The 23,797-nt window shown below is 43.2% G+C and carries 19 protein-coding genes; 5 read left to right on the top strand and 14 right to left on the bottom strand.

The window, feature by feature from the left end; translation table 11 throughout:
* Window positions 1-352 precede the first annotated feature (352 nt).
* The 9 genes from ABWT76_RS28560 to ABWT76_RS28520 all read right to left on the bottom strand — a co-directional run bounded on the left by ABWT76_RS28560 (window position 353) and on the right by ABWT76_RS28520 (window position 11,235).
* A complete protein-coding gene (locus ABWT76_RS28560; RefSeq protein ID WP_354635321.1) occupies window positions 353-2,701 on the bottom strand; it encodes a polysaccharide biosynthesis tyrosine autokinase in 2,349 nt (782 codons plus the stop codon).
* A 104-nt stretch (window positions 2,702-2,805) separates the two neighbouring features.
* Entirely contained in the window at window positions 2,806-2,940 is a 135-nt protein-coding gene (locus tag ABWT76_RS28555) for a hypothetical protein (RefSeq protein WP_255353195.1), read from the bottom strand.
* Window positions 2,941-3,105: 165 nt separating this feature from the next.
* Window positions 3,106-4,293 (bottom strand): WecB/TagA/CpsF family glycosyltransferase, encoded by a 1,188-nt coding sequence (locus ABWT76_RS28550; RefSeq protein WP_072160765.1) that lies wholly within the window; start codon window positions 4,291-4,293, stop codon window positions 3,106-3,108.
* Between the two features lie 953 nt (window positions 4,294-5,246).
* Entirely contained in the window at window positions 5,247-6,107 is an 861-nt protein-coding gene (gene folP, locus ABWT76_RS28545) for a dihydropteroate synthase (RefSeq protein WP_190880377.1), read from the bottom strand.
* A gap of 91 nt (window positions 6,108-6,198) precedes the next feature.
* Window positions 6,199-6,924, bottom strand: a complete 726-nt coding sequence (tpiA, locus tag ABWT76_RS28540; protein WP_054466617.1) for a triose-phosphate isomerase — start codon at window positions 6,922-6,924, stop codon at window positions 6,199-6,201.
* Window positions 6,925-6,940: 16 nt separating this feature from the next.
* Window positions 6,941-7,171, bottom strand: coding sequence for a hypothetical protein (locus ABWT76_RS28535; protein ID WP_156331747.1), 231 nt, complete (start codon window positions 7,169-7,171; stop codon window positions 6,941-6,943).
* A gap of 342 nt (window positions 7,172-7,513) precedes the next feature.
* Window positions 7,514-8,635: a dTDP-glucose 4,6-dehydratase gene (gene rfbB, locus ABWT76_RS28530; protein WP_190880381.1), complete on the bottom strand. Its 1,122-nt coding sequence runs from the start codon at window positions 8,633-8,635 to the stop codon at window positions 7,514-7,516.
* Window positions 8,636-8,863: 228 nt separating this feature from the next.
* Complete coding sequence (gene pgmB, locus ABWT76_RS28525; RefSeq protein ID WP_082348875.1) at window positions 8,864-9,589, bottom strand: beta-phosphoglucomutase; 726 nt, start codon at window positions 9,587-9,589, stop codon at window positions 8,864-8,866.
* A 428-nt stretch (window positions 9,590-10,017) separates the two neighbouring features.
* Window positions 10,018-11,235: an HhoA/HhoB/HtrA family serine endopeptidase gene (locus tag ABWT76_RS28520; RefSeq protein ID WP_054466620.1), complete on the bottom strand. Its 1,218-nt coding sequence runs from the start codon at window positions 11,233-11,235 to the stop codon at window positions 10,018-10,020.
* Window positions 11,236-11,763: 528 nt separating this feature from the next.
* Between ABWT76_RS28520 and clpB the strand changes: the two genes are divergently transcribed.
* Entirely contained in the window at window positions 11,764-14,385 is a 2,622-nt protein-coding gene (gene clpB / locus ABWT76_RS28515) for an ATP-dependent chaperone ClpB (protein WP_354635320.1), read from the top strand.
* Between the two features lie 145 nt (window positions 14,386-14,530).
* Here the strand turns inward: clpB and ABWT76_RS28510 are convergent, their stop codons facing one another.
* Genes ABWT76_RS28510 through ABWT76_RS28500 form a run of 3 tightly spaced genes read right to left on the bottom strand, consistent with a single transcriptional unit; the run spans window position 14,531 to window position 16,236 of the window.
* Window positions 14,531-14,956 carry a hypothetical protein gene (locus ABWT76_RS28510; protein ID WP_054466622.1) on the bottom strand — a complete coding sequence of 142 codons (426 nt, stop codon included), beginning with the start codon at window positions 14,954-14,956 and terminating at the stop codon, window positions 14,531-14,533.
* A gap of 13 nt (window positions 14,957-14,969) precedes the next feature.
* Complete coding sequence (locus tag ABWT76_RS28505; RefSeq protein ID WP_354635319.1) at window positions 14,970-15,893, bottom strand: nuclease-related domain-containing protein; 924 nt, start codon at window positions 15,891-15,893, stop codon at window positions 14,970-14,972.
* Window positions 15,874-16,236 (bottom strand): hypothetical protein, encoded by a 363-nt coding sequence (locus ABWT76_RS28500; RefSeq protein ID WP_354635318.1) that lies wholly within the window; start codon window positions 16,234-16,236, stop codon window positions 15,874-15,876. The genes ABWT76_RS28505 and ABWT76_RS28500 overlap by 20 nt, the downstream gene beginning before the upstream one ends.
* A 138-nt stretch (window positions 16,237-16,374) precedes the next feature.
* On the opposite strand from ABWT76_RS28500, the gene ABWT76_RS28495 reads away from it, so the two are divergent.
* On the top strand, window positions 16,375-20,430 hold the full coding sequence (locus tag ABWT76_RS28495) for a HEAT repeat domain-containing protein (RefSeq protein ID WP_354635317.1): 4,056 nt from the start codon (window positions 16,375-16,377) through the stop codon (window positions 20,428-20,430).
* 162 nt (window positions 20,431-20,592) lie between these two features.
* On the opposite strand, the gene ABWT76_RS28490 is transcribed toward ABWT76_RS28495, so the two are convergent.
* Together ABWT76_RS28490 and ABWT76_RS28485 are read right to left on the bottom strand one after the other, a co-directional pair.
* A complete protein-coding gene (locus ABWT76_RS28490; RefSeq protein WP_354635316.1) occupies window positions 20,593-20,874 on the bottom strand; it encodes a type II toxin-antitoxin system mRNA interferase toxin, RelE/StbE family in 282 nt (93 codons plus the stop codon).
* On the bottom strand, window positions 20,874-21,083 hold the full coding sequence (locus tag ABWT76_RS28485; protein ID WP_054470263.1) for a hypothetical protein: 210 nt from the start codon (window positions 21,081-21,083) through the stop codon (window positions 20,874-20,876). The genes ABWT76_RS28490 and ABWT76_RS28485 overlap by 1 nt, the downstream gene beginning before the upstream one ends.
* Window positions 21,084-21,366: 283 nt before the next feature.
* Here ABWT76_RS28485 and ABWT76_RS28480 point away from each other — a divergent pair, with 283 nt between their 5' ends.
* The 3 genes from ABWT76_RS28480 to rpsB all read left to right on the top strand — a co-directional run bounded on the left by ABWT76_RS28480 (window position 21,367) and on the right by rpsB (window position 23,723).
* Window positions 21,367-21,573: a hypothetical protein gene (locus ABWT76_RS28480; protein ID WP_354635315.1), complete on the top strand. Its 207-nt coding sequence runs from the start codon at window positions 21,367-21,369 to the stop codon at window positions 21,571-21,573.
* A gap of 205 nt (window positions 21,574-21,778) precedes the next feature.
* Entirely contained in the window at window positions 21,779-22,726 is a 948-nt protein-coding gene (locus tag ABWT76_RS28475; RefSeq protein WP_190880390.1) for a glycosyltransferase, read from the top strand.
* 187 nt (window positions 22,727-22,913) lie between these two features.
* Window positions 22,914-23,723 carry a 30S ribosomal protein S2 gene (gene rpsB, locus ABWT76_RS28470; protein ID WP_054470270.1) on the top strand — a complete coding sequence of 270 codons (810 nt, stop codon included), beginning with the start codon at window positions 22,914-22,916 and terminating at the stop codon, window positions 23,721-23,723.
* Window positions 23,724-23,797: the final 74 nt, after the last annotated feature.

Raw genomic sequence — 23,797 nt, 5'->3', positions numbered from 1 at the left:
TGTTTAGGGTTCTGGGGTGCGATCGCTGAAAATTACTTGCGGATTTGACGTTTTAATATTACTGATTACTAACTATTTATAATATATAGCGTTACGGAAGTAGGCGGTTGGTCTCCAAAGCATCGATAGTATCGATGCTTTGTGGGGAAAAAAAAGCAAACCCCTATTCCCAGCCCCCTCTTTTGTAGCGACAGAAAAAGAAATTTTTTACAAGCCATAAATCGCCTTTGCTAAATTAATTTATTGCGGTATTTGTTGCCAGCACCCTGTTTCGATTCTCATTCGATTATCAACGGAAAATTGCCTATTCATATGCTTTTAATTTTGAACATAACTGATTTTTTGATCGTTTTTATCTTAGATCGTTGGCAATAGTCCCTAAAATCGACAAATTAAAATTCTTCAGGTCATTGATGACTTGGTTCACCGCCAAAAGTTTGGTTTTCTTCACTGCCACTACCATTAAAATGCCATCGGTATGTTCAGCCAGAAAATTCGTGTCCACTAACTCCAGCAGGTGAGCAGTATCATAGACGATCAAGTCAAACATTGATTCTAATTCTTCCATTAAATAACGCATTTGCGGAGACGCCAGTAATTTGGGGGCAACCGGGGTGGGCGCACCGGCAGTCAGCACAAATAAGTTATCCGCTAGAGGCGATCGCGAAATGATCTCTTTGGGTGACATTTTATTAATCAACACATCACTCAGTCCTTTGAAGTTAGGAATATCTAACATCTGGTGCAGGGCTGGTCGGCGTAAATTCGCATCGACTAATAACACTCGTTGACCCATCAGGGCGGCAGTTTGGGCCAAATGCAAAGCAACGGTAGACTTACCATCCCCCACTTGCGCGGATGCAATGGTCAAAGAACGGATGGGGAAATCCGCCGCGAGAAACCGCAGTTTCGCAAATAGCAAACTAAAGGCTTCCAGGAACTCAGGATTGTCAGAATAGCCCCCCACGGGTTGATTGGCATCCGATGCGGCGCCAGAATTGGTCAAGGATAAAGAACTGGTATCTTCTGAGGATATCGTCAATTTTGTGACGCCGCGATCGCGGGGAATAATTCCCAACATGGGAAATGGAACCAGATCGTCGATATCTTGAGGGGTAAAAAAGATATTCCGAGCGATATCGATCAGCAAAACCACCCCCAACCCTAATCCTAGACCGGCGATCGCTGCCATCATCAAGAGTTTTTTTCGAGATTCTCCATAAACCGGAATCACCGAACCATCGGGGTATCGAGGTAAATCTGGTTTAGAAACTACTTGCCAAGGAACTTCTTTTTGGGCTGCCTCAATCAGTAGTTTCTGACGATTGTCCAAAAGTTGATAAAACGTTTGGTTGCTAATTTGTAATTTATTTTGCAATTGATTATATCGACGGGAAATTTCGGGAAAGTCACGAGTTCTTTGTTGTAAAACAAGTTGTTCTTGCTCTAATACTCTTTTACGGACTTCCAAGATATCAATTTGAGTTAATGTATCCACGATCTGAACAATCCGACCCTGACGAATCTCGTTCGGCAATCCCAGCAACTGTGGATTATTTTCTGTATCTGTGAGGTTTTCTCCCAAAGCCGTCTGTGCCTCCGCTCTCAGGGCGGCTAAAATATTTTGTTGCTCCTCCCTGAGCACAGAAATCACCGGGTTCTCCTCTTTAAAACGCACCAACTCCGTGGAAATCTGAGTTTCTACAGCTTGTAACCGTGCCAACAGGTCTTGATAGCGAGTTCTTTGGAGCATGGTAAACTCTTCTACGGCTTCATTGTTGGTGGTGATTCCCAGGGATTGTTTTAAGTTTAGATAGAGGGTTCTTTGTTCAGCGAGTAACTGATTCACTTCAAACAGTTGACCATTTAAAGTGCTTCTTTGACCCGCTAACTCAGTGGCTAAAACACTCAAATCTGTCAAATTATATTTTTGCTGAAGTTCTTGAATTTGGTTTTGAATGCGATTCATTTCTGCCTCTAATCCGGGCAGTTGTTCATCAATAAACTTCACCCCTTCACTAATGCGACTGCGGCGTTCATCTAAGCTATATTGTAAGTATTTATTAGCAATAGCATCTAAAATAAATAAAACTCTTTCTTGGGTTTTTTCCTGACCTTCCGTAGGCAATTGTGTATCTTGATATACGACTTCGATTAATTTTGTCGCCCCCTCTCTGGCATTCTTGCCGACAACAACCTGCCGAACTATCAGACCTTGTCTGAGTTGAAATTTTTGAAAATCTGGATACTTAGTTTGAACTTGTTTCAGAATTGCTTCTAATATTTGAGGACTTTGTAAAATTTGTAGCTGAGTCACATAATCCAGCCCAGTGGCTCCGGCAATTCTATTAGTTCCCGTTAAGGCACCGGGTTCAGCCTTAGCGCCTTCAGAAGTTAAAGGTTCCACTAATAACTGAAAAGACCCGGTGAATCCCAGAGGGGATGAGGGAACGAACTTGAATGCCAGCCCACCAAATAAGATGGTGGGAATCAGACTTAGCCACCCTTTTCTTAATAAAATTCTGACCAGTGGGAAGATGATATTGGCTTTTTTCTGCTTGGGTGCGTTTTCTTCATCCACCTCATCGTCTGTATATGGCAATGGTGGCGGCAACTGCGGCGCTACCGGCTGAAGCGGTGACAGTTGCTCAAAATCCTGTGCTGGTTCGATTTTATTTTCACTGTATTGTTTTGTTTCCATTGTCACCTCTGTGTTGGTCAGCCACTGCGATAAGCACTAGACAAAAGCCAGATCCAAGCTGGGCATTTTGATCTAGTGGAGTCAGGTTTAAGCCCTTGATACTATTATTGTAGGCTTTTAATCCGTTGACCACTCGATCGCCGACCGTTCTGGGGTTTGGCTGAAAAATGCACCCTCGCATCGGAGATGAAACAGCTTATATACGCTTGATTGCGGCGATCTTCAAGTTTTTTTGACAATCAAGCCTCCCATTCTGGTGAGTGGGGCGAATTCTAGGCAGCATATGGCCACTTTTTTGTTCCAGTAAACCACCCTAAAAAGACACAAGGAGGTTGATTCTTTGCTTCAACACTCCTTGGACTGAACTGGACTGAACTGATTAATTTTTATCGAGACGGATTTACCTAGGATAATTTAACCTTTTTTGGGACTGGATTCTGCCAGGACGAATCGCGATCGCCCGCCGTGATGGAAGAGTAAGATTTTTGTTCAGCATTCAAAGATGAAAGGAATAAGTCTATAGTTTCCTGTCTCACCCATCCTTTGCGGACTGCCAGTTCGCCAAATCGTAAATTGACTTGGTTTTGTTCTTCTAAAATTCTGCTGATTTGTACATCATCTAACAAGGCTGCGGCTTTGAGATATTGACCCAAGGGTTGTGGGTTCATTCGGGGTAATTGAGGGAATTGTTCGGCAAAGAAATCAACAGTTTCCGGCTTCAGCCACCCATACATCGTCAAAAAATCTCCTAAACGCAAATTTGGCCGTTTACGTTGCTGTTCTATAATGATTTCTAATTGTGCATCCGAGATTAAGCCCGCCTGTCGCAAATACACCCCTAGGGGAACTTTGTAATTATAACAATTGAGTTTTTGCTGCAATAATAGCCAGAAAAAGGGCATATCTTCGACTAGGTAACGTTTGGCCAATCTCTGGGGTTCAGACATCAACCGATGCAGCCATTCTATGCCGAGTTCACTCATCCATTTAGGCGATCGCGCCCGATAACCCGCTTCAAAATCAATGGTCGCACCAATGGCCAAAAACACTTTAATATGAGGCAGTCGATGCTTATACTTAGCAATCCACTTTTCTTGTTTAGGCGCCCCCACGCCGATCCCTAAAACCGTGGCTTTGGATTTATTGATTAAATCAATAATATATTCACATTCTTCATCGTTTTTTTCAAACCCAAAAGATGGTGAATAAGCGCCAATCACCATCTTTCTGCCGACTCGTTTATTAATATTTTCCTGGGCTTTTTGGGCAACCCCTTCCGCCCCACCTAACAGAAAAATTTTGATTGATTCATCATGCTTATAGTATTGGTAAAAAGCTGGAAATAAATCTGAACCAGACACTTTTTCTTTCAGGGGTCTGCCTAATAGTTTTGAGGCATACATTAAAATCTTGCTATCACAAACTAAGTAATCAGCCTCTTGATAAATGTGATAAAAATCCGGATCTTTTTGTAGCTTCATTAAGTGGTCTACATTCGGAGTGATCACAAATCCACCCTGCTTGAGCTTTTCTAAAAGTTCTATCTTAGAAAAATTGTCAAATGATACATTAAGAATCTTAACTTTATTCATAAAAAAACCTCCTTAAATTACTTGGTTTCCTTAGGTAAATAGATGTTTTTTGTCCACTGAGTGACTCGGAGATATTCGGAGATATTTTTTGGGATGATGATTTGGTGGTTATACTCCAAAAAAATACGGATTATTTGGCTATCTTAATCTTCAATTGCTTTAATTTTAGCTAAATTGAAAACAAATCCACCCCAAAGCTGAATATCTTTACAAAAGCTTTAAGTTTTTTCCGTGTTTTACTGGATTAAGTTGTTTCAGCTTTATAAAAGCTTTAAAAACCTGAGACTTTTCTCAGTAAAAATCACGATGTACCGATGCCGTTAGATAATTGCCCCTGAATGGATCCACGGTTGCTGTTGTCAGGGCGGGAAAGCGGTTTGCTTTGCTGGACAATCAGCGGCTTTCCTTAGTCCAGAAGGTAAAGAACCCGATCTTTTGTCCCATGTTCCTGGGTCTGTCACCGCGATCGGCAAATTTCGGCAAATTTACGAATGATGTGTTTACCGAAAAGTAAAATAAACAGGCGCCATCCGTAATACTGATCGGGGATTTACGTAAAACTACTGAAAAACCTACTGGAAAACTACTGAAAACAAGCGAAAATTTATCGATAATATAGATTAGGGGGTTTTACCCACCATTAACCGACACCAGCAAATAATCAAAGCTGGTTCAATTTTATCCTCAAAATTCGCGGATGGCTATCCTTCGGGGTAAAATTGTCATAGTTTGTTATAGTTTGTCATTTACTTGGGCATCAATTCTGGGCATCAGTTCATGGAAGTATCATTTTCACCCCGTAAGTGTTGGGAAATTTATGTAACCATTTTTAAAGACAGAGGTCAGCGGTTTCTAAACCCTGTCCTATTTCTGTCCTATTTCTGGCTCGATCTTTTCTATCGGTCTATGATTAATCGAGACTAATAATTTAGTTGAATTTAGTTTAATTTATTTTATAGTGATTTTTCTTTCCAAATCGCATCAGCCACCCGACAAACATCCCACATTTCTGGTAAGTCGTGAACCCGGACAATATTCGCTCCATTGGCGATCGCGGCACAACAAGCGGCAGCGGTTCCCCAGACTCGTTTTTTTGGTTCAGGTTGGTCTAATATTTTGCCAATAAAGCTTTTCCGAGAAGCGCCAATTAAAATCGGTAATCCCAGGGATTTAAACTCACTTAATCGTCTGAGTATTTCTAAATTTTGTTCATAATTTTTGGCAAAACCAATGCCCGGATCAATGATAATTTGCTCCCGATTTATCCTCCGGGCGATCGCGGATTCAATTCTTGCTTGAAAAAACTGATAAATTTCTCCAATTAAATCTTGATAATCCGTCATCTGTTGCATATTTTGCGGGGTTCCCCTCGTATGCATTAAGATTACTGGCACTCCCAATTCTGCGACTAACGGTAACATTTGCGGATCGGCTATACCACCCGTAATATCATTAACAATATTTGCCCCAGCGTTGATCCCAGCGGCGGCTACTTCAGAGCGAAATGTATCCACAGAAATTAAAATGCGATCGGGAATTGGGGGATTCTCATCGTCGCCGCAACGTAAGGCTTGGACAATGGGCACAACCCGGTTTAATTCTTCATCAAGGGAGATAATTTCTGCACCGGGTCGAGTGGATTGCCCACCGATATCAATTATATCGGCTCCACCGGCAATCAGGGATTTTGCCTGTGCGATCGCCGCTGATTTGGTATTAAATTGACCCCCATCACTAAAACTATCTGGGGTGACATTTAACACACCCATAATATAGGTGCGATCGCCCCAAGGAAATGAATTTTGATTGTGCATAATTCTTTGCTATTTTTGCCTTGTTATTCGTTATTCGTTATTGGAGTAATTTGCGAACAAATAACGAATAACAAATAACCAACCACAAATTTTATTGATAATTCACAATGCGTGACCAACTCTTCGGCGTCAGGCTGGCACCCCCGACCAATACGCCATCGATTTCTGACTGAGCCATAATTTCATCAATATTTTCTGGCTTCACAGAACCGCCATATTGAATCGGTACATCAGAATTAATCAGCTTGGAGCGAATCAAACCAATCACGCGATTAGCTTCCTCGGAGGCACAAGTATCTCCAGTGCCGATCGCCCAAATCGGTTCGTAGGCAATCACCAAATTACTTTGGTCAACCCCGACCAAATCTTGCTTCAACTGGCTGAAAATATGAGATTCCGTTTCTCCAGCATCCCGCTGTTGCTTGGTTTCACCCACACAGAGAATCGGGGTCAGGCCATGTTTTTGCGCCGCTAAAATGCGCCGATTCACCGTCTCATCAGTTTCACCAAAATACTGACGGCGTTCACTGTGACCAATCACCACATAATTCACGCCAATTTCCGTCAGCATTGGAGCCGAAATTTCTCCGGTATAAGCGCCTTCATTTTCCCAGTGAACATTTTGGGCCCCCAGTTTCACGCGAGTTCCCTGCAAATTCGCCGCCATTACACTCAAATTTGTGAAAGGAACACATAACACCACTTCCCGCTCTGTTGGAGTATTCTCTAGCTCAGGCATAAATCCGTCCACAAACTCCAGAGACTCTGCCTGAGTCTTATACATTTTCCAGTTACCGGCCAGAATAATTTTTCTCACAGACGTTAAATTCAGATTAACAAGACAACAATAAAGTAATCCCCAGTTTATCGGAAAAGGGAGACAGACCCAAATTCTGCGATCGGGTATCGGGTGTCGGGTATCGGGTGTCGGGCAACGCTGCACAGGCAACGGGCAACGCTGCACAGGCAACGCTGCACAGGCAACGCTGCACAGGCAACGCTGCACAGGCAACGGGCAACGGCGGAAAATAATTGATAATGGTAGGGGTCGAAGGAGGCTTCACAACCTCCCCCTCCCATTCAGAACGGAGCGTGCCACTTTCACGGCACGTAGCTCCTGGCTGTGCCTGCTTACCGGGCAATCCTACTACTAACCCTCACCTAGCTTTCCGGCCGGCTTCACAAGGGAAGATAATGAGTCTCACCCGTGGGGCGCGGTGCCTCTGACCTAGAGAAGTTTTACCTTCTCTGGAATCCAGGTCTTACGCACTGTCCTACACATCCTGAAAGTTATCCTTCTTTAAGATGGCCTAACCTAGACCACGCGGACGTTTCAGGCTTTGGCATTCCGCTTTCCGCGTGAACGAATCGCACTATCAATTATCAATTATCAACCATCAACTATCCTATTTCTCTGATTTGGCTGTCCAGGATTGATCGTAAACCTGCTTGTAATAGTCTTGATATTTATCCGATAACAAGGGTTGCCACCAATCTTGATTGGTTAAAAACCACTGAACGGTTTTGCGTAAACCTTCTTCAACGGTGACAGAAGGACTCCAGCCTAATTCAGTTTTAATCTTGGTGGCATTCATGGCATAACGCCGGTCATGTCCTGGTCTATCCGTGACAAAAGTAATTAACTGATCGCTGGGCTTAACAGGCAAATTTTCTGCCGTTTCATCCATCAGTTTACAGAGCATTTTTACTAAGTCTAAATTTTTTACCTCATTGTTGCCGCCAATGTTGTAAGTTTCCCCTGGTTTACCGAGGTGAATCACATGATCTAAAGCACTACAATGGTCTTCCACATACAGCCAATCCCTTACATTTTGCCCATCGCCATAAACGGGCAACGGTTTGCCTAGTAAAATGTTGATACACATTAAAGGAATCAGCTTTTCGGGGAAGTGATAAGGCCCATAATTATTGGAACAATTAGTAATTAAGGTGGGCAGTTTGTAAGTGTGATAGTAGGCGCGGGCTAGGTGATCGCTACCGGCTTTAGAGGCAGAATAAGGACTATTTGGGGCGTAGGGAGTGGTTTCCGTAAAAGCCGGATCGTCTGGGCCAAGACTGCCGTAAACTTCGTCGGTGGAAACGTGGAGAAAACGCAGATTTTCCGGTGAATTGAGATTGCCAAAATGCTGCCGGAATGCTTCTAAAAGGGTGAAAGTTCCTACCACATTGGTTTGAATAAATGCATCGGGGCCAAGGATGGAGCGATCGACGTGGGATTCGGCGGCAAAGTGGGCTACAGTATCAATGGCTTCTTCGGCTAAAAGGCGACTGACCAGGGCGCGATCGCAGATATTTCCCTCTACAAACCGAAACTCTGGTTTTTCTTCTAACGCCGCTAAATTCTGACGATTTCCCGCATAGGTTAAAGCGTCCAACACTACCACTCGATCGCTAGGGTAATGTTGGCACCAGTAATGGACAAAGTTTGAAGCAATAAACCCGGCGCCTCCCGTGACCAGTAAGCGATGTGGCGGGCGATTTTCTGGTAGTTTGATGCTAGATGTCATTTAATTAATCACACTTAAATACAAATTGGACAATCTCCAAAAATATTATAAAATATATGAGCTAATATTGCCAATATTTTCAGAGATTGCCCAATAATTTTTTTGTCCAATAATTTAATATCTTCTGTGGGCAATTTATTCAAGCGGAATGAGGGCAAGTAAAAGGCACGATCGCCAGCTAATGCTAAATTGCCGCCCAGAGACATATATTACATTTTATTGTATTTTTCACCGCAGACTTTGAATAGCCAAAAGCAAATCTGACCAGTGAACTCCTTCCAGGTTTGGTAACACAATATGCGCTTGTCCTACGCGATCCCCAGGACCGAGACCCACCACCCACATCCCCGCAGCTAAAGCCGCTTCTATGCCAGATTCGGCATCTTCGATGACTAAACATTCTCTGGGCAATAAACCCAACTCTTCCGCAGCGTAAACAAAGACATCCGGGGCGGGTTTAGGGCGATTCACATTGTAAACATTTGTAATCACATCAATGCGATCGCGGATGCCCAACCTGTCCACCACCCGGTGAACATTTTGACTGGCTGAAGCAATTCCGGTTTTGATATTTGCGGCGCGTAATTCATTTAATAAATTCTCGACTCCGGGCAATAACTGGTCAGAATTCATTGTTTGAATAAATTCTAAATAATAGCGATTTTTGCGATCTAAGAGTTCTTGAATTTTTTCCTCAGAAATTTCCCGATCGCCGAGCATTTTTATTAAAGAATCTCGCCGAGATAATCCCCGTAATTCCTCATTAGCTTCTCGGTTAAAAGGAATGCCTTCTTCATCCGCTAATTGTTGCCAAGTTTGATAATGATATTCGATGGTATCTGTAATCACCCCATCCATATCAAAAATCACCCCTCGGATTTGGGGCAGAGTAGAACTTTCCTCCAGATTCAGGGAATTTTTATGCTCTTTTGCCAAGTTAGAAGAATACATCATTAATTAGTCCGTCAGTGTAGATCAATCCATTTAATCATACATTTTCTGGAGGAAGTTACTACTGACCCAATCTGGGTAAATTTATCCCCTGATTTACCCAGAGTCAGCTTGACACAAATCTACCCGCCCTACAGGAATTTTAGGCTGACTGAAGCACAAATCACTGAAGTACAAATCTTTGTAGGGGTTTGTAGGCGGTTCTGTTAATCGGATAATCGGCAAAACCCTGTAACGTGATGAAAAAGAGAAATAACATAGGGTTCGCAACCAGCGCGTTTACCCCTATTTCCTGATTTATCTTCGATGTAGCAACAGTCTTACTCGATGATATGGCGATGATATGGCGATTATCGGCTCTAATCAATCGCCCCAAACCCCTCAAGCTAGGTTTAGGGGGGTTTGGGGCGATCGGTGCCACCCATGTCTGTTTATGAGGCGTTTCGCAGTTGCGCCGTCCGCACGGTCAAGGTAAGAGACTGTGAACCCCGCTGAATTTCAAAGCGTAAACTTTGATTCACATTACTTCTGGCCACAATTTCTTGTAATTGAGCGGCAGTGGAGACGGCTTTATTTTCTACCTTGGTAATCACGTCTCCCCGACGAATGCCCGCCGCTTCCGCAGGAGTATTGGGCATCACTCGCATGACTAATACGCCATTGGTTTCTGGGAGGAAAATCGTAGAATTCGGGTCATTATTATTTTGTTTGGCCAGTTCAGGAGTTAATGTCACCATCTGAATGCCAACATAAGGATGGGGAACTTCTCCACCTTTGGCTAGGATATCTTTCACATCTTTGGCTTGGTTAATCGGAATCGCAAAACCAATCCCATTGGCATCAGCCCGAATTGCGGTATTAATCCCAATCACTTCGCCGCGTTCGTTGAGCAATGGACCGCCAGAGTTACCGGGATTAATGGCCGCATCAGTTTGAATAAAGTCGATTCGTTTATCAGGGATTCCCGCTTCCGCCGAAGACCGAGATAAGGTGCTGATGATTCCCAGGGTGACAGTATTATTTAATCCCAAGGGGTTGCCCACGGCGATCGCCCAATCCCCCACTCGAATATTAGAAGAATCTCCTAATTTAGCTAAGGGTAAATTTTCCCCACGCGGATTAATTTTGACCACTGCTAAATCAATCACCTCGTCAATTCCCGCCACCTCTCCTTCAAAAGTGCGTCCGTCTTTGAGGGTGACGGTGACTTTATCCGCTTGACTCACCACGTGGGCATTGGTGAGGACGATGCCCTCGCGATCGATGATAAAGCCAGATCCTTGACCGCGTTGCAGTTCTTGTTGGGGGACCTGTGGAATCATTTGGTCGCCAAAAAAGCGGCGGAAAAATGGGTCTTCAAACAACGGATCCATTTGCCGAGTGACTGTGCGTTCGGTATCAATTCTCACCACCGCTGGGCCGACTTGTTCCACTGCTGAGGCCACAAAACTACCAGCTTGAATCGGGGCAGGTGAGGGCTGAAGAGCGACCAAACTGCTGGATACCGGAGAATTTGAGGCGGTTGCTGGGGGAGATGCTTCGGAAGATAGCACCCGCAAAGTGCTAAAGGCTAACCCCACGCCTAAAACGAAGGTGAGAAGATAACTGCCTAGTTGTAACCCAGAAATAGAAGACTTTGAACCACGCATAGTTGTTAATCCAAGGGATAGTATTTGAGTAAAACTTAATCGGATCTACAGTGGTTAATCCGCAGATTCCAGATTTGACGATCCTAAATCTGCCTTAACTGATTGATTCGGAAACAGGATTTAGAACCCAACATGACCACAAGACAGAGGAAGTGACTTCAGCTAAAAGCGATCGCGCTGCCCTCGATCGCTTTTAGGCTTAAGTTCTACTTTAATAATAGCCTAGGGATCGCTTCAACCGGGAAACCCTACTTGGTGGGGTTGGTTTTCCCAATCATCGGTGCATCACTACGGATTAATATATATAAGACAGAGAGTGCCTTTCTCTACTGGTGATTTCTGCTTTGAGAAATCACCAGTAGAGAGATGAAATTCCCTTTAGACATCTTCTGAGACGCGAATTATGTAGTTTTTGTTTCTGTTTTTCGCTCGGCGTTTAAATTTTAACCGGATAACTTTTATTCAAGTTTCCAGTAATATCAGCACATTTAAAGTTATTCTATTTGATTCTATCCAGGAGAGTTAATCATGCAACCTACCGACCCAAATAAGTTTACGGAAAAAGCTTGGCAATGTTTGGTGAGAACCCCAGATATTGCGAAACAAAACCAGCATCAACAAATCGAAAGCGAGCATTTGATGAAATCTCTCTTGGAACAAGAGGGGATGGCTAGTAATATTTTTAGTAAAGCCGGAGTCTCGCTTTCTAAGTTGCGCGATCGCACCGAAGAGTTTATGCGGAATCAGCCGAAAGTTTCTGGCAGTAGTTCTTCGATTTACTTAGGTCGCAGTTTAGATACGTTACTGGATCGGGCAGAAGAATATCGCCAGCAGTACAAAGATGAATTTATTTCTATCGAGAATTTGCTGCTGGGTTTTGCCAAAGATAGCCGATTTGGTCAGGGAATTTTCAAGGAATTTAATTTAACCGAAAGTAAAATAAAGGACGTTATTCAACAAATTAGAGGAACCCATAAAGTGACCGATCAAAATCCTGAAGGCAAGTATGAATCTTTAGAAAAATATGGTCGCGACCTGACCCAATTAGCTCGCGAAGGTAAACTCGATCCGGTGATTGGTCGCGATGAAGAAGTGCGCCGGACGATTCAAATTCTTTCCCGTCGGACGAAAAATAATCCGGTTTTAATTGGGGAACCGGGGGTAGGAAAAACCGCCATTGTTGAGGGTTTAGCCCAGCGAATTATTAGCCGAGATGTGCCAGAATCTTTGCGCGATCGCAAATTAATTGCGTTAGATATGGGGGCATTAATTGCCGGGGCAAAATATCGCGGGGAATTTGAAGAACGCCTGAAAGCGGTGCTTAAAGAAGTGACCGACTCTCAGGGACAAATTATTATGTTTATCGATGAAATTCATACGGTGGTTGGGGCTGGGGCGACCCAAGGGGCAATGGATGCGGGTAACTTGTTGAAACCTATGTTAGCGCGGGGTGAATTGCGTTGTATTGGGGCAACAACTTTGGATGAATATCGCAAGTATATAGAAAAAGATGCCGCTTTAGAACGGCGGTTTCAATCGGTGTATGTGGATGAACCTACGGTACAAGATACGATCTCGATTTTGCGGGGTTTAAAAGAACGCTATGAAGTGCATCACGGGGTAAAAATTGCCGATACCGCAGTGGTGGCAGCAGCAATGTTGTCGAATCGGTATATTAGCGATCGCTTCCTCCCGGATAAAGCCATTGATTTAATCGATGAATCGGCGGCAAAATTAAAAATGGAGATTACTTCCAAACCGGAAGAAATTGATGAAGTTGACCGCAAGATTCTCCAGTTAGAAATGGAGCGTTTATCCCTGAAAAAAGAGGAGGACGCTTTATCTAAAGAACGGTTGAATAAGCTAGAAGTAGAATTAGGGGAACTGAAAGCAGTTCAGCAGACTCTTAATGCTCAATGGCAATCAGAAAAAAATGTGATTGACCATATTCGGTCGATTAAAGAAAGCATCGATCGGGTGAATTTGGAAATTCAACAAGCGCAACGAGATTATGATTATAATCGGGCGGCAGAATTGCAATATGGCAAGCTGACTGATTTGCAGCGGCAATTGCAACAAGCGGAAAAGAATCTAGGGGAAATGCAAACTAAGGGCAGTTCTTTATTGCGGGAAGAAGTCACCGAGTCTGATATTGCGGAAATTATTTCTAAATGGACGGGAATTCCCCTGAGTAAATTAGTCGAATCGGAAAAAGAAAAGCTGCTACATTTAGAAGATGAACTGCATCAACGGGTGGTGGGACAACACGCAGCGGTGCAAGTTGTGGCAGAAGCAATTCAGCGATCGCGGGCCGGTTTATCCGATCCAAATCGTCCCATTGCCAGCTTTATTTTCCTTGGGCCGACGGGGGTCGGGAAAACTGAATTAGCCAAAGCTTTGGCGGCAAATTTATTTGATACCGAAGAAGCTTTAGTGCGAATTGATATGTCGGAATATATGGAGAAACACACCGTTTCTCGTCTCCTGGGTGCCCCTCCTGGATATGTGGGATTTGACGAAGGGGGGCAACTCAGTGAGGCAATTCGCCGTCGTCCTTATGCGGTAATTTTGTTTGATGAAATCGAAAAAGCCCATGCAGATGTGTTTAACATTATGCTGCAAATTTTGGATGATGGGCGATTAACCGATGCCCAAGGTCATACGGTGGACTTTAAAAATAGCATCATTATTATGACTAGCAATATCGGTTCACAATATATATTAGATATTGCTGGGGATGATTCCCGCTATGAAGAAATGCGGAGTCGGGTGATGGAAGCCATGCGGAATAGTTTCCGTCCCGAATTTCTTAACCGGGTGGATGATATGATTATTTTCCACAGTTTGGTGAAAGAACAGTTGCGGGAAATTATTAAGCTGCAAGTGGAACGGCTGAAAGAACGTTTAGCAGAACGGAAATTATCCCTGAAACTATCAGAATCGGCTTTAGATTTTATTGCCGATATTGGCTACGATCCGGTTTATGGGGCGCGACCGTTAAAACGGGCAATTCAGCGCTACCTAGAAACAGCGATCGCTAAGTCGATTTTGCGGGGAGATTTCCTCACGGGCGATCTCATTTTTGTAGATGTAGAAGATGAGCGTTTAGCCTTTAAGCGTTTGCCCGCAGAAATGCTGACTTCTTTGTAACTCAGAAACCGGGTTTCTCTGTAGGGTCTGGTGGGTCGGCAGACATTTTTCTTAGAAACCCGGTTTCTTTTGCTTTGTGTTAGGCGGCGGCAATATTTATTTACAAAAAAGGACTTACGCAGCTACTCCGCATTGTATTGGTGCGTTATTCTGCCGCTAACTTTTGATAATTGGCGGGAGTATTATTTATATTTTTCGGCAGCCTTAAGGCTTGATCGTCCTGGCAATATGCTTTAATTAAGATCCATAAATCCTTTTTTGTGGTGCCTAATTCACGCTTTTCTTTACGTACAGTTCTTTTGCTGGTGACAATCGAATTATCACCGGATATGAACAACTGATTCGGGTCTTTTCCTGTCCATTCAATTTTAAATTTATTCTCCAGCTTATCTTCTGGAATACTAATTTTATCCCCATAAGTCAGGGCAAGTAATGACTCAACAAATCTTAGAACATTGCTCCTTGTAATTTGTAATTTCGTTTTTAGCGTATTTTCGTGGCATTCTGATATTTTCAGTAAAAGTTGCAGTGGCTTTGGGTGAGTTCGCCCAAAGCCACTGGGTTGATTCAAGGGTTAAAGCTAATTAGATCAAAGGTTTCGCGATTTGTTTGGGCAAGAAGGATAAGCTTGAGAAACCGGGTTTCTGCGACAATTGTGGCTGAATATCAAAGATTTCATTAAGAAACCCAGTTTCTAGGTTTCTGGAATTAATCGGACGATCGCACAATAAATTTTCGATTTTTAAGGGAGAAAACCGATAGTAATTGGTATGCTGGGCAGCCTCTAATTCCAGACAGTCTATCAGCGATGGCAAATAGTCCACGGTGGTGACTCGATAAAATGTGCCAATTTCTCGAATATGCGGATGATTTCCATGACCAATTTGGGAAATATCGCTATTTTTAGGAAAGACGATCGCCCCATAAACGGGAATTTTTGGGATTTGGGGAATTCTGGGAATATGGGCGATCGCAACTTGCATAGTTTGGTGGGGATAGAGAGAGTTTGCCGCTTTGATTAACTCGGCTTTTTTCGGGGTTTCATTGGCAATTTTCGCTAATGCAGGACTGCTTAAGCCAATAGTAAATGTTTCGCCATTAAAATCAAGGAATGTTAAATGGTCATTTAACAGACTTTTGACTGTTGGCAACTGAATGGCGTCTTTGAATTCTCGCCAAAGGGGAAAGGTCTGGGGATAATCTTGTAAAATTGTTAAGACGCTTTTGGTATAGCGATCGCATTGTTGAAAAGGATTTTTGCCCCAACAACTTTTAATCGGGACTAGGTGATTACCCGTTTGGCAAAACCATTGGTTATTCATCGCATCGCGATCGGTGATAATTTTACCACGATAGCTTTTGGCTTCAATCACCACCACACAGGTTTCAGTAATTACGATAAAGTCAGTTTCTTGGCTGTAACCCACGCCACGAGAAACATGATGTTTGGGCAATATTTTCCAAATAGGTTTAACGGCTTTAACGGCTTTAACGGTTGCTAAGGACATAGTAAATCTCCTGATCTAGTGAGTTGTCAAAAGGTAAACTTGAGAGTTGATTAGCTTCTGGGTTAGGTTCTGATTTGGGCAAATTGGCAGCATGGGGCAGGGAGTTTAAAATTAGTTGTAAAGTTTCAACCCCGTGATTGTCTAAAATTGCCCTGCTATCCGCTAAAATTTGCTGGGTAATTTGTAGTTCTTTTAGAGTGCGAAAATTTTCCGTTTGGGCTGTATTGGGCGATATGTCTCTGATAACAGGTTGGTAACGGTGGCTATGCTTGCGTTTTGGCTTACCAGAGTTATCAATGACTTGTTCGTATCCTGCCCATAGTCCGAGTTGTATTTCACTCATTGATTTCTTCCTCAATTCATCTCGTGTTTGACTGTTCGAGATCAATTGTTACTTTAGGTTTTGGCCTAATCAAATCGATGGGAAAAATTCTGAAACCCATGATACAATTGGGTTTAGGCGTTTGGGCAAGCCTCGCGTTTGGGCGAATTTGCCCAAACAACTCTGATTTTTAGCAAAAATGTCGCAATGGGCAAATACCGCAAAGATAAAATTACATTAGGCAACGTCTTAAAAGTAGTTGAGGCGTTACTGACCCTTGCTGACGAGGAAATTAGCATTCCGGGGGATAAGCTAAAAGCCACGTTTAAGCTGGAATGGGTTAAAGAAGATGAGTTGCGGGTATCGGGAAAGGTTGAACAAAAACTGAGAAACAAAATTCAAACCAGCGAGAAAGGCATCACTAAAGATGATTTATGGACATTGACAGAATGTATTGGAAAGACATTAGAAATATCTCCATCTTTAGATGGAACGAAAAAAGATTCGCCTGAGAAAAAGAAACAGGCAGTCCAGGATGTTCTCGACTGCTTAACAGACTTGAAATTGTTAGAAGATAAAAGACCGCATGGCAAAAATGATAAAAGCGGCTATTGGAAATTTCACCTCAAACTAAAGCATCAGACTGCGGATAAAAAAGACAATTTAAAGGTAATTAAGGACAAATGGGCTGATAATATCGGTTCTGTTCCTGATTTAGAATTAGCGACACCTGCGGAAAAACCGATCGACTGGCGCGAAATTTGCACAAACCTCCTCAATGAAGAAGCCCAGAGACGCCAAGCAACAGGATATGGCATGGGACATGAGGTGGATATTTATGTGCCCTTGGGGTTAGTCAAACCCAAGCAACAACCTCGACGCAGTGGGGAAAATCCCGACTCGACCCAAGGAATGCAGCAATATCAACTCCAAGGGGAAAACGAAATTGAGAAACGCTACGCCTACCAAGATTTTTTAGATCGGGTAATCGCCAAAGCGGATAAAAATTTAGCGATTATTGGGGAACCGGGGGCGGGGAAAAGCACTTGGTTACAGCAAATTGTCCAATATTTATCTACCAGAGAGGTTTTTCTCATTTGGATACCTCTGGCGAATTTAGGGGATTTTACCCTTGAGGAATATTTGCTGAACAGATGGCTAAAAGATGCTTTTTCCCTACTGGAACCGACAACAGCGCAAAAACAAGCCTTAGTGGATTTATTTAATAGTGGCAAGGTGTGGCTGTTGTTAGATGGGGTAGATGAAATGAAAACCGCCAATCCCCTGACCCAAATCTCGAAATCCCTGACGGGATGGGTAAATAAAGCGCGAGTGGTTTTAACTTGTCGTTTGAATGTGTGGGAGGCAAACCCCAATACTTTGCCGAAGTTTGACACCTATCGCACTCTTTGTTTTGAAGGGGAACAGGTGAATGATTTTATTTCTCAGTGGTTTGAGAAGAAAGAAAAACCGGAGTTAGGCAAACAGTTACAAGAGAAATTAGCAACGGCAGAAAGTGCGCGGATTTTCGATTTGGTGAAAAATCCTTTGCGGTTATCTCTGTTGTGTAAAGCATGGTTATTAAATCCGGGGATATTGCCCACCACCCAAGCAGATTTATATCAGCAAATTCGCGATGATTTTTATGTTTGGAAGCAGCAGGAGTTTCCTACTAGCCTCGATGAGCGACAGGAGTTAAATCGACGGTTTGCGAAATTGGCATTTCGGGCGATCGCGGAAAATCGTCCTTTGCACCAGTCGTTTGTTTATTCAGTCTTGGAACAGAAATGGTTTAAGTTAGCAGAAGATTTGGGCTGGTTGAATTTTGTTTATCGGGATATTCGCAACGATGAACCGATTTATGCTTTTTTCCATCTGACGTTTCAAGAATATTTTGCCGCCTTAGCGGTAGATGATTGGGATGATTTTGTACCTCGGAATCATGTAAATTTTCCAGTCCCAGGGAAAGAATGCAGCGAAAACCTGTCATTCCCGCGCAGGCGGGAATCCACTATCCCGGGGAGAAAACCTCAATACCGAATTTTTCAACCGCAGTGGAAGCAGGTAATTTTATTCTGGTTAGGTCGTAGCGATGTTACAGATCAGGAGAAGTTTAATAAGGAGAAAGAGGAGTTTATAGAAAAGTTAGTGAATTTTAATGATGGAGTAGAAAATTTCTATGGATATCGCTCTTTTTTCCTAGCCGCAGCAGGGATTAGTGAGTTTAAAACCTGTTCTCTCGGTGATGCCATTGTTAAGCAGATAGTTCAGTGGGGTTTTGGCTATTACGACCAGGAAGAACAGGAATGGCACACCTTTCTCGATTCAAGTGAAACAGGTGCCAGAGAAATTCTGCCCCAAACTGACCGTAAACGCACTATTCGAGAACTTTGCCAAATTGTTGAAGATCCCCAATTGTCTGAATATCCCCTTATGCAGGCTGCCGAGAGTTTAGGGGAAATCGACCCACGCAATCAAATGGCGATCGCGGCTTTGATCAAAGTTCTCGAAACCACTAAAGATGAAGATACCCGTAGGCAGGTTGCCAAGAGTTTAGGGGAAATCGGACAAGGCAATGAAACGGCGATCGCTGCTTTGGTCAAACTTCTCGAAACCACTAAAAATGAATTTACCCGTTGGCTGGCTGCCAAGAGTTTAGGGGAAATCGGACAAGGCAATCAAACAGCGATCGCTCTCTTGGTCAAAGTTGTCGAAACCACTGAAGATGAATTTACCCGTTGGCTGGCTGCCAGGAGTTTAGGGGACATCGGACAAGGCAATGAAACGGCGATCGCGGCTTTGGTCAAAGTTATCGAAACCACTGATGATGAAGATACCCGTAGGGAGACTGCCTATTATTTAGGGTTCATCGACCCAGGCAATCAAACGGCGATCGCTGCTTTGGTCAAAGTTATCGAAACCACTGATAATGAAGATACCCGTTGGCTGGCTGCCTCTTGTTTAGGGAAAATCGACCCAGGCAATGAAACAGCGATCGCTGCTTTGATCAAAGTTATCGCAACCACTAAAAATGAATATACCCGTGGGCAGGCTGCCTATAGTTTAGGGGAAATCGGACAAGACAATGAAATGGCGATCGCGGCTTTGGTCAGAATTCTCGAAACTACTGAAGATGAAGATACCCATCGGCGGGCTGCCTCTTGTTTAGGGAAAATCGACCCAGGCAATGAAACAGCGATCGCGGCTTTGGTCAGAATTCTCGAAACTACTGAAGATGAATATACCCGTATGCTGGCTGCCGAGATTTTAGGGGAAATCGGACAAGGCAATGAAACGGCGATCGCTGCTTTGGTCAAAGTTATCGAAACCACTGATAATGAAGATACCCGTTGGCAGGCTGCCTCCAGTTTAGGGAAAATCGAACAAGGCAATGAAACAGCGATCGCTGCTTTAGCTAAAGTTATCGAAACCACTAAAGATGAAGATACCTGTTGGCAGGCTGCCTATAGTTTGGGGGAAATCGACCCAGGCAATCAAACGGCGATCGCGGCTTTGGTCAAAATTATCTACACCAATGAATCTGTATTTACCCGTGGGCTGGCTGCCGAGGGTTTAGGGAAAATCATCATTACTGATGAACATCGAAAAACTGTAGTTACTACCTTACAGCCCTACCTCAACCATGAAACCTACGAAAATAACTTTGACCTCTGGACAAACTGCTATAAAATTCTCTGGAAAATTGCCCAAGATTTACCCTATCCAGACTTTTACCACGCATGGCATGGCGAAACCTCTCCCCTTGTGCAAAATCTTGAACTTGCCCAACTCCCTAGAAATTTGCAAACCCAACTCAGCGAAACCAACCTAAACCAAACTGTGCAAGTCTTTTATATCGACGGCAGTAAATTCATCGGTGACGATCCTGCCAAAACAATTTATCGCCAAATGACCCAACAAGGTGGCCGGAAAATAGAGGATAAACCGAAAAATATGGCAGATTTGCAAGACTATTGGGCTGATTTAATTGACGAAAATGATCAACCCCCTGTCCTAATTTTATATCAAGACCCCAGCAACGGAACCGCCCAAGGTTTTAGCGAAACTTTTCTGGATCTTCTCACTCGGTTTGACGGGATAATTTGCCTAATTACCGACCAAACCCACCCACCTTTGCAAACTTTTTCCCCGCAATACCCGCAACTAATTCATAATATTGTTGCGTGGCTACAACGGAGGATTTTAGAAATGTGAATGAGAAACCGGATTTCTTTCGTGGATAATAAAGATAAATTTTGATAGCAGAGAAGAAACCCGGTTTCTTATCCCCAGAAACCGGGTTTCTTTCGTGGATAATAAAGATAACTGTTGGCAGCAAAGAAGAAACCCGGTTTCTGGCCACGGTATGCGATCGCCTTAATAAACTTCGTCGTGACTGCCAATATCAATCAACAAAATTTCAGATTCTCCTGTTTCTTCATTGGTGACAAAATCAAACACAATCCGACAATCATAATCCACGGTACAAGACCAAGCACCTGATAACTCTCCTTTTAACTTATGAGTCCGCAAGATAGCATTAAACGGATCGATGCCTAATAATTCTAATTTTTCGGCAATTCGCTCTTTCAACTGAGGATACTTTTTGACAGTGGTTTTAAGAGCGCGTTTAAAAGCAGATGATGTAACTAAATTCATTAATCTAAATCCGCCATTAACTCATCTACCGTAACTTTTTGCGTTTTTCCCATCTTATATTCTACATGGGCTTCAGCAATGTTAGCCGCGATTTGTTTTCTCCGTTTCTCTTGTAATCGTTTTTGGAGAATTTCAATTAAAAAATTTTGCTCAGAATCAGATAAAGATTCAGCAATTTCTAAAACCTGATTAAAATGGATTGGCTGCATAGTCAAAGAAATTGATTGTATGGGTTAGTGAGTTGGTAATCGAAAATTTAACTCGCACCAGGGCAAGCGATCGATTCTCTAGATCAATTATACTCAAGAAACCCGGTTTCTGCCCACGGTATGCGATCGCTCCTCAAGCAAAAAAAGAAACCGGGTTTCTTTGGTGGATAATAAAGATAACTGTTGGCAGCAAAGAAGAAACCCGGTTTCTGGCCACGGTATGAGATCGCTCCTCAAGCAAAAAAAGAAACCGGGTTTCTTTGGTGGATAATAAAGATAACTGTTGGTAGCAAAGAAGAAACCCGGTTTCTGGCCACGGTATGCGATCGCTCCTCAAGCAAAAAAAGAAACCGGGTTTCTTTGGTGGATAATAAAGATAACTGTTGGTAGCAAAGAAGAAACCCGGTTTCTGGCCACGGTATGCGATCGCTCCTCAAGCCAGAAAAAAAACCGGGTTTCTTTGGTGGATAATAAAGATAACTGTTCTTAGCAAAGAAGAAACCCGGTTTCTGAGAATAGGGGTTGACTGTGGGGATGAGAAACCGGGTTTATTTATGCCTGTGGATCACAAAGATAACTGTTGATAGCAAAGAAGAAACCCGGTTTCTGGGTATAGCATATGCCTAAACCCGGTTTCTGAGTTACTATTAAATTAAACCAAATAAAGTAAACTAAAAATGATCCTAGGGTAAACCGTGTTTTTTTCCATTATTATTCCCACTTACAATCGTCTGCCAATTCTGCAAAAGTGCCTCAAAGCCTTAGAACAGCAAACTATTCCCCCAAATAGCCAAATTTCCGACTATGAAATCATCGTCATCGATGACGGATCTACCGATAATACCCTGGAGTGGCTGCGATCGCACTCTGGGCAATTGCCTCATTTGCGGTGCTTAGAACAATCACATCTTGGCCCTGCCGCCGCCAGAAACTTAGGCATTCAATCAGCCATTGGTGACACAATTATTTTTATTGATAGTGATTTAGTCGTCACCGAAAATTTTCTCTCTGCCCATGCCGCTGCTTTAAAAAAAGCGGAAAAAAAATTCGGTCATTCGCGCATATTTACCTATGGGGCAGTCATCAATACTTGTAACTTTGAAAATCCCACCAGTGAACCTTATAAAATAACCGATTTTTCTGCCGCTTATTTTGCTACCGGCAATGTGGCGATCGCGAAAAAATGGTTAGAACAAGCGGGTTTATTCGATCCGGCATTTTCCCTCTATGGTTGGGAAGACCTAGAATTAGGAGTTCGCCTCAAAAAACTGGGATTAAAACTGATCAAATGTCCCGAAGCTGTCGGCTATCACTGGCATCCGGCCTTTGCCTTAGAGCAAATTCCCCGATTAATTGACCGAGAAATTCAACGGGGAAAAATGGGGGTTTTATTTTACCAAAAACATCCAACCTGGGAAGTTAGGCTAATGATTCAAATGACCTGGTTACACCGAATTCTTTGGGCTACACTCTCTCTAGGAGGAACAATCAACGAACGCAGCTTATCCGGTTTTTTACAATGGTTAATTGACCAAGGAAAACCCCAACTCGCCTTAGAAATTGCCCGCATATTTCTTAATTGGTACAACGTCAAAGCGGTATATCAAGCTTATGCCGAATGTTCCGCCGCCAATAATTGCTAATTACCAATTAAGCATAAAAAAAATCGGAAATTAGCAGAAATTAGCAGAGATTTCTGCTCATCTTGTGCTACCCTAGTTAAGTTGTGAAAAATCGCACATCTGGGGTTTCGGGTGTTTTCCATCCCCATAAGGATGATGAAAATCCGCCCAGATGGAGGATAAACCCGAACGAGGAGAATCAAAAATCATGCCAGTTGTCTCATTAGCGGAAATGCTAGAGTCAGGGGTTCACTTTGGGCATCAGACCCGCCGCTGGAACCCCAAAATGGCTCCGTATATCTTTACCGATCGCAATGGAGTGCATATCATTGACTTGGTGCAAACCGCCCAGTTAATGGAAGAAGCTTATGAGTATATGCGGAGTGCATCGGAAAAAGGGCAAAAAGTTCTATTTGTTGGCACCAAGCGCCAAGCGGCTGGCATTGTGGCTGCCGAAGCAAACCGCTGCGGTTCCTACTATGTGAACCAACGCTGGTTGGGCGGAATGCTCACCAACTGGGAAACCATCAAACGCCGTGCCCAGCGCCTCAAAGAATTAGAAGGCTTGGACGACAGCGGGGCTTTAGATCGTCGTCCCAAAAAAGAAGCTTCTATGCTCCGCCGGGAAAAGGCTAAACTGCAAAAATATCTGGGCGGCATCAAGAATATGCGGAAAATTCCCGATATCGTGGTGATCGTCGATCAACGTCGGGAGTACAACGCCGTACTCGAATGCCAAAAATTAGATATTCCCATTGTGGCTCTGCTAGATACCAACTGCGACCCAGACTTAGCAGATATTCATATTCCGGCGAATGATGATGCAATTCGCTCCATTAAATTAATTGTTGGTAAATTAGCTGATGCTATTTACGAAGGTCGTCATGGAGATGCTCCTCAAGGGGTGGATTATGACGATTATGAAGACGACGATTACGAAGACGACTACGAAGACGACTACGAATCATCCGATGACGATGAATCTTATGATGAATCCGATGATTCAGATGACAATTAATTCATTATTATTCTGAATTAATCAATGATTGATTATTGAAGATTGATTGACTGATTTAATCACCTAAAATCCTC

Origin of the sequence: Planktothricoides raciborskii GIHE-MW2 (genome assembly GCF_040564635.1) — a bacterium.
In the GTDB taxonomy this organism is placed as follows: Bacteria; Cyanobacteriota; Cyanobacteriia; order Cyanobacteriales; family Laspinemataceae; genus Planktothricoides; species Planktothricoides raciborskii.
Note: the sequence above shows the minus strand (reverse complement) of the source record. Positions and strands in the feature narration are given on the sequence as shown.

Bases quoted from the DNA above. Each gene is read 5' to 3' on its own strand.
- ABWT76_RS28500 (WP_354635318.1), bottom strand. From the start codon at position 16,236: ATGAGTGAAATACAACTCGGACTATGGGCAGGATACGAACAAGTCATT.
- ABWT76_RS28505 (WP_354635319.1), bottom strand. From the start codon at position 15,893: ATGTCCTTAGCAACCGTTAAAGCCGTTAAAGCCGTTAAACCTATTTGG.
- pgmB (WP_082348875.1), bottom strand. From the start codon at position 9,589: ATGATGTATTCTTCTAACTTGGCAAAAGAGCATAAAAATTCCCTGAAT.
- ABWT76_RS28490 (WP_354635316.1), bottom strand. From the start codon at position 20,874: ATGAATTTAGTTACATCATCTGCTTTTAAACGCGCTCTTAAAACCACT.
- folP (WP_190880377.1), bottom strand. From the start codon at position 6,107: ATGCACAATCAAAATTCATTTCCTTGGGGCGATCGCACCTATATTATG.
- ABWT76_RS28485 (WP_054470263.1), bottom strand. From the start codon at position 21,083: ATGCAGCCAATCCATTTTAATCAGGTTTTAGAAATTGCTGAATCTTTA.
- ABWT76_RS28560 (WP_354635321.1), bottom strand. From the start codon at position 2,701: ATGGAAACAAAACAATACAGTGAAAATAAAATCGAACCAGCACAGGAT.
- ABWT76_RS28520 (WP_054466620.1), bottom strand. From the start codon at position 11,235: ATGCGTGGTTCAAAGTCTTCTATTTCTGGGTTACAACTAGGCAGTTAT.
- rpsB (WP_054470270.1), top strand. From the start codon at position 22,914: ATGCCAGTTGTCTCATTAGCGGAAATGCTAGAGTCAGGGGTTCACTTT.
- rfbB (WP_190880381.1), bottom strand. From the start codon at position 8,635: ATGACATCTAGCATCAAACTACCAGAAAATCGCCCGCCACATCGCTTA.
- ABWT76_RS28550 (WP_072160765.1), bottom strand. From the start codon at position 4,293: ATGAATAAAGTTAAGATTCTTAATGTATCATTTGACAATTTTTCTAAG.
- clpB (WP_354635320.1), top strand. From the start codon at position 11,764: ATGCAACCTACCGACCCAAATAAGTTTACGGAAAAAGCTTGGCAATGT.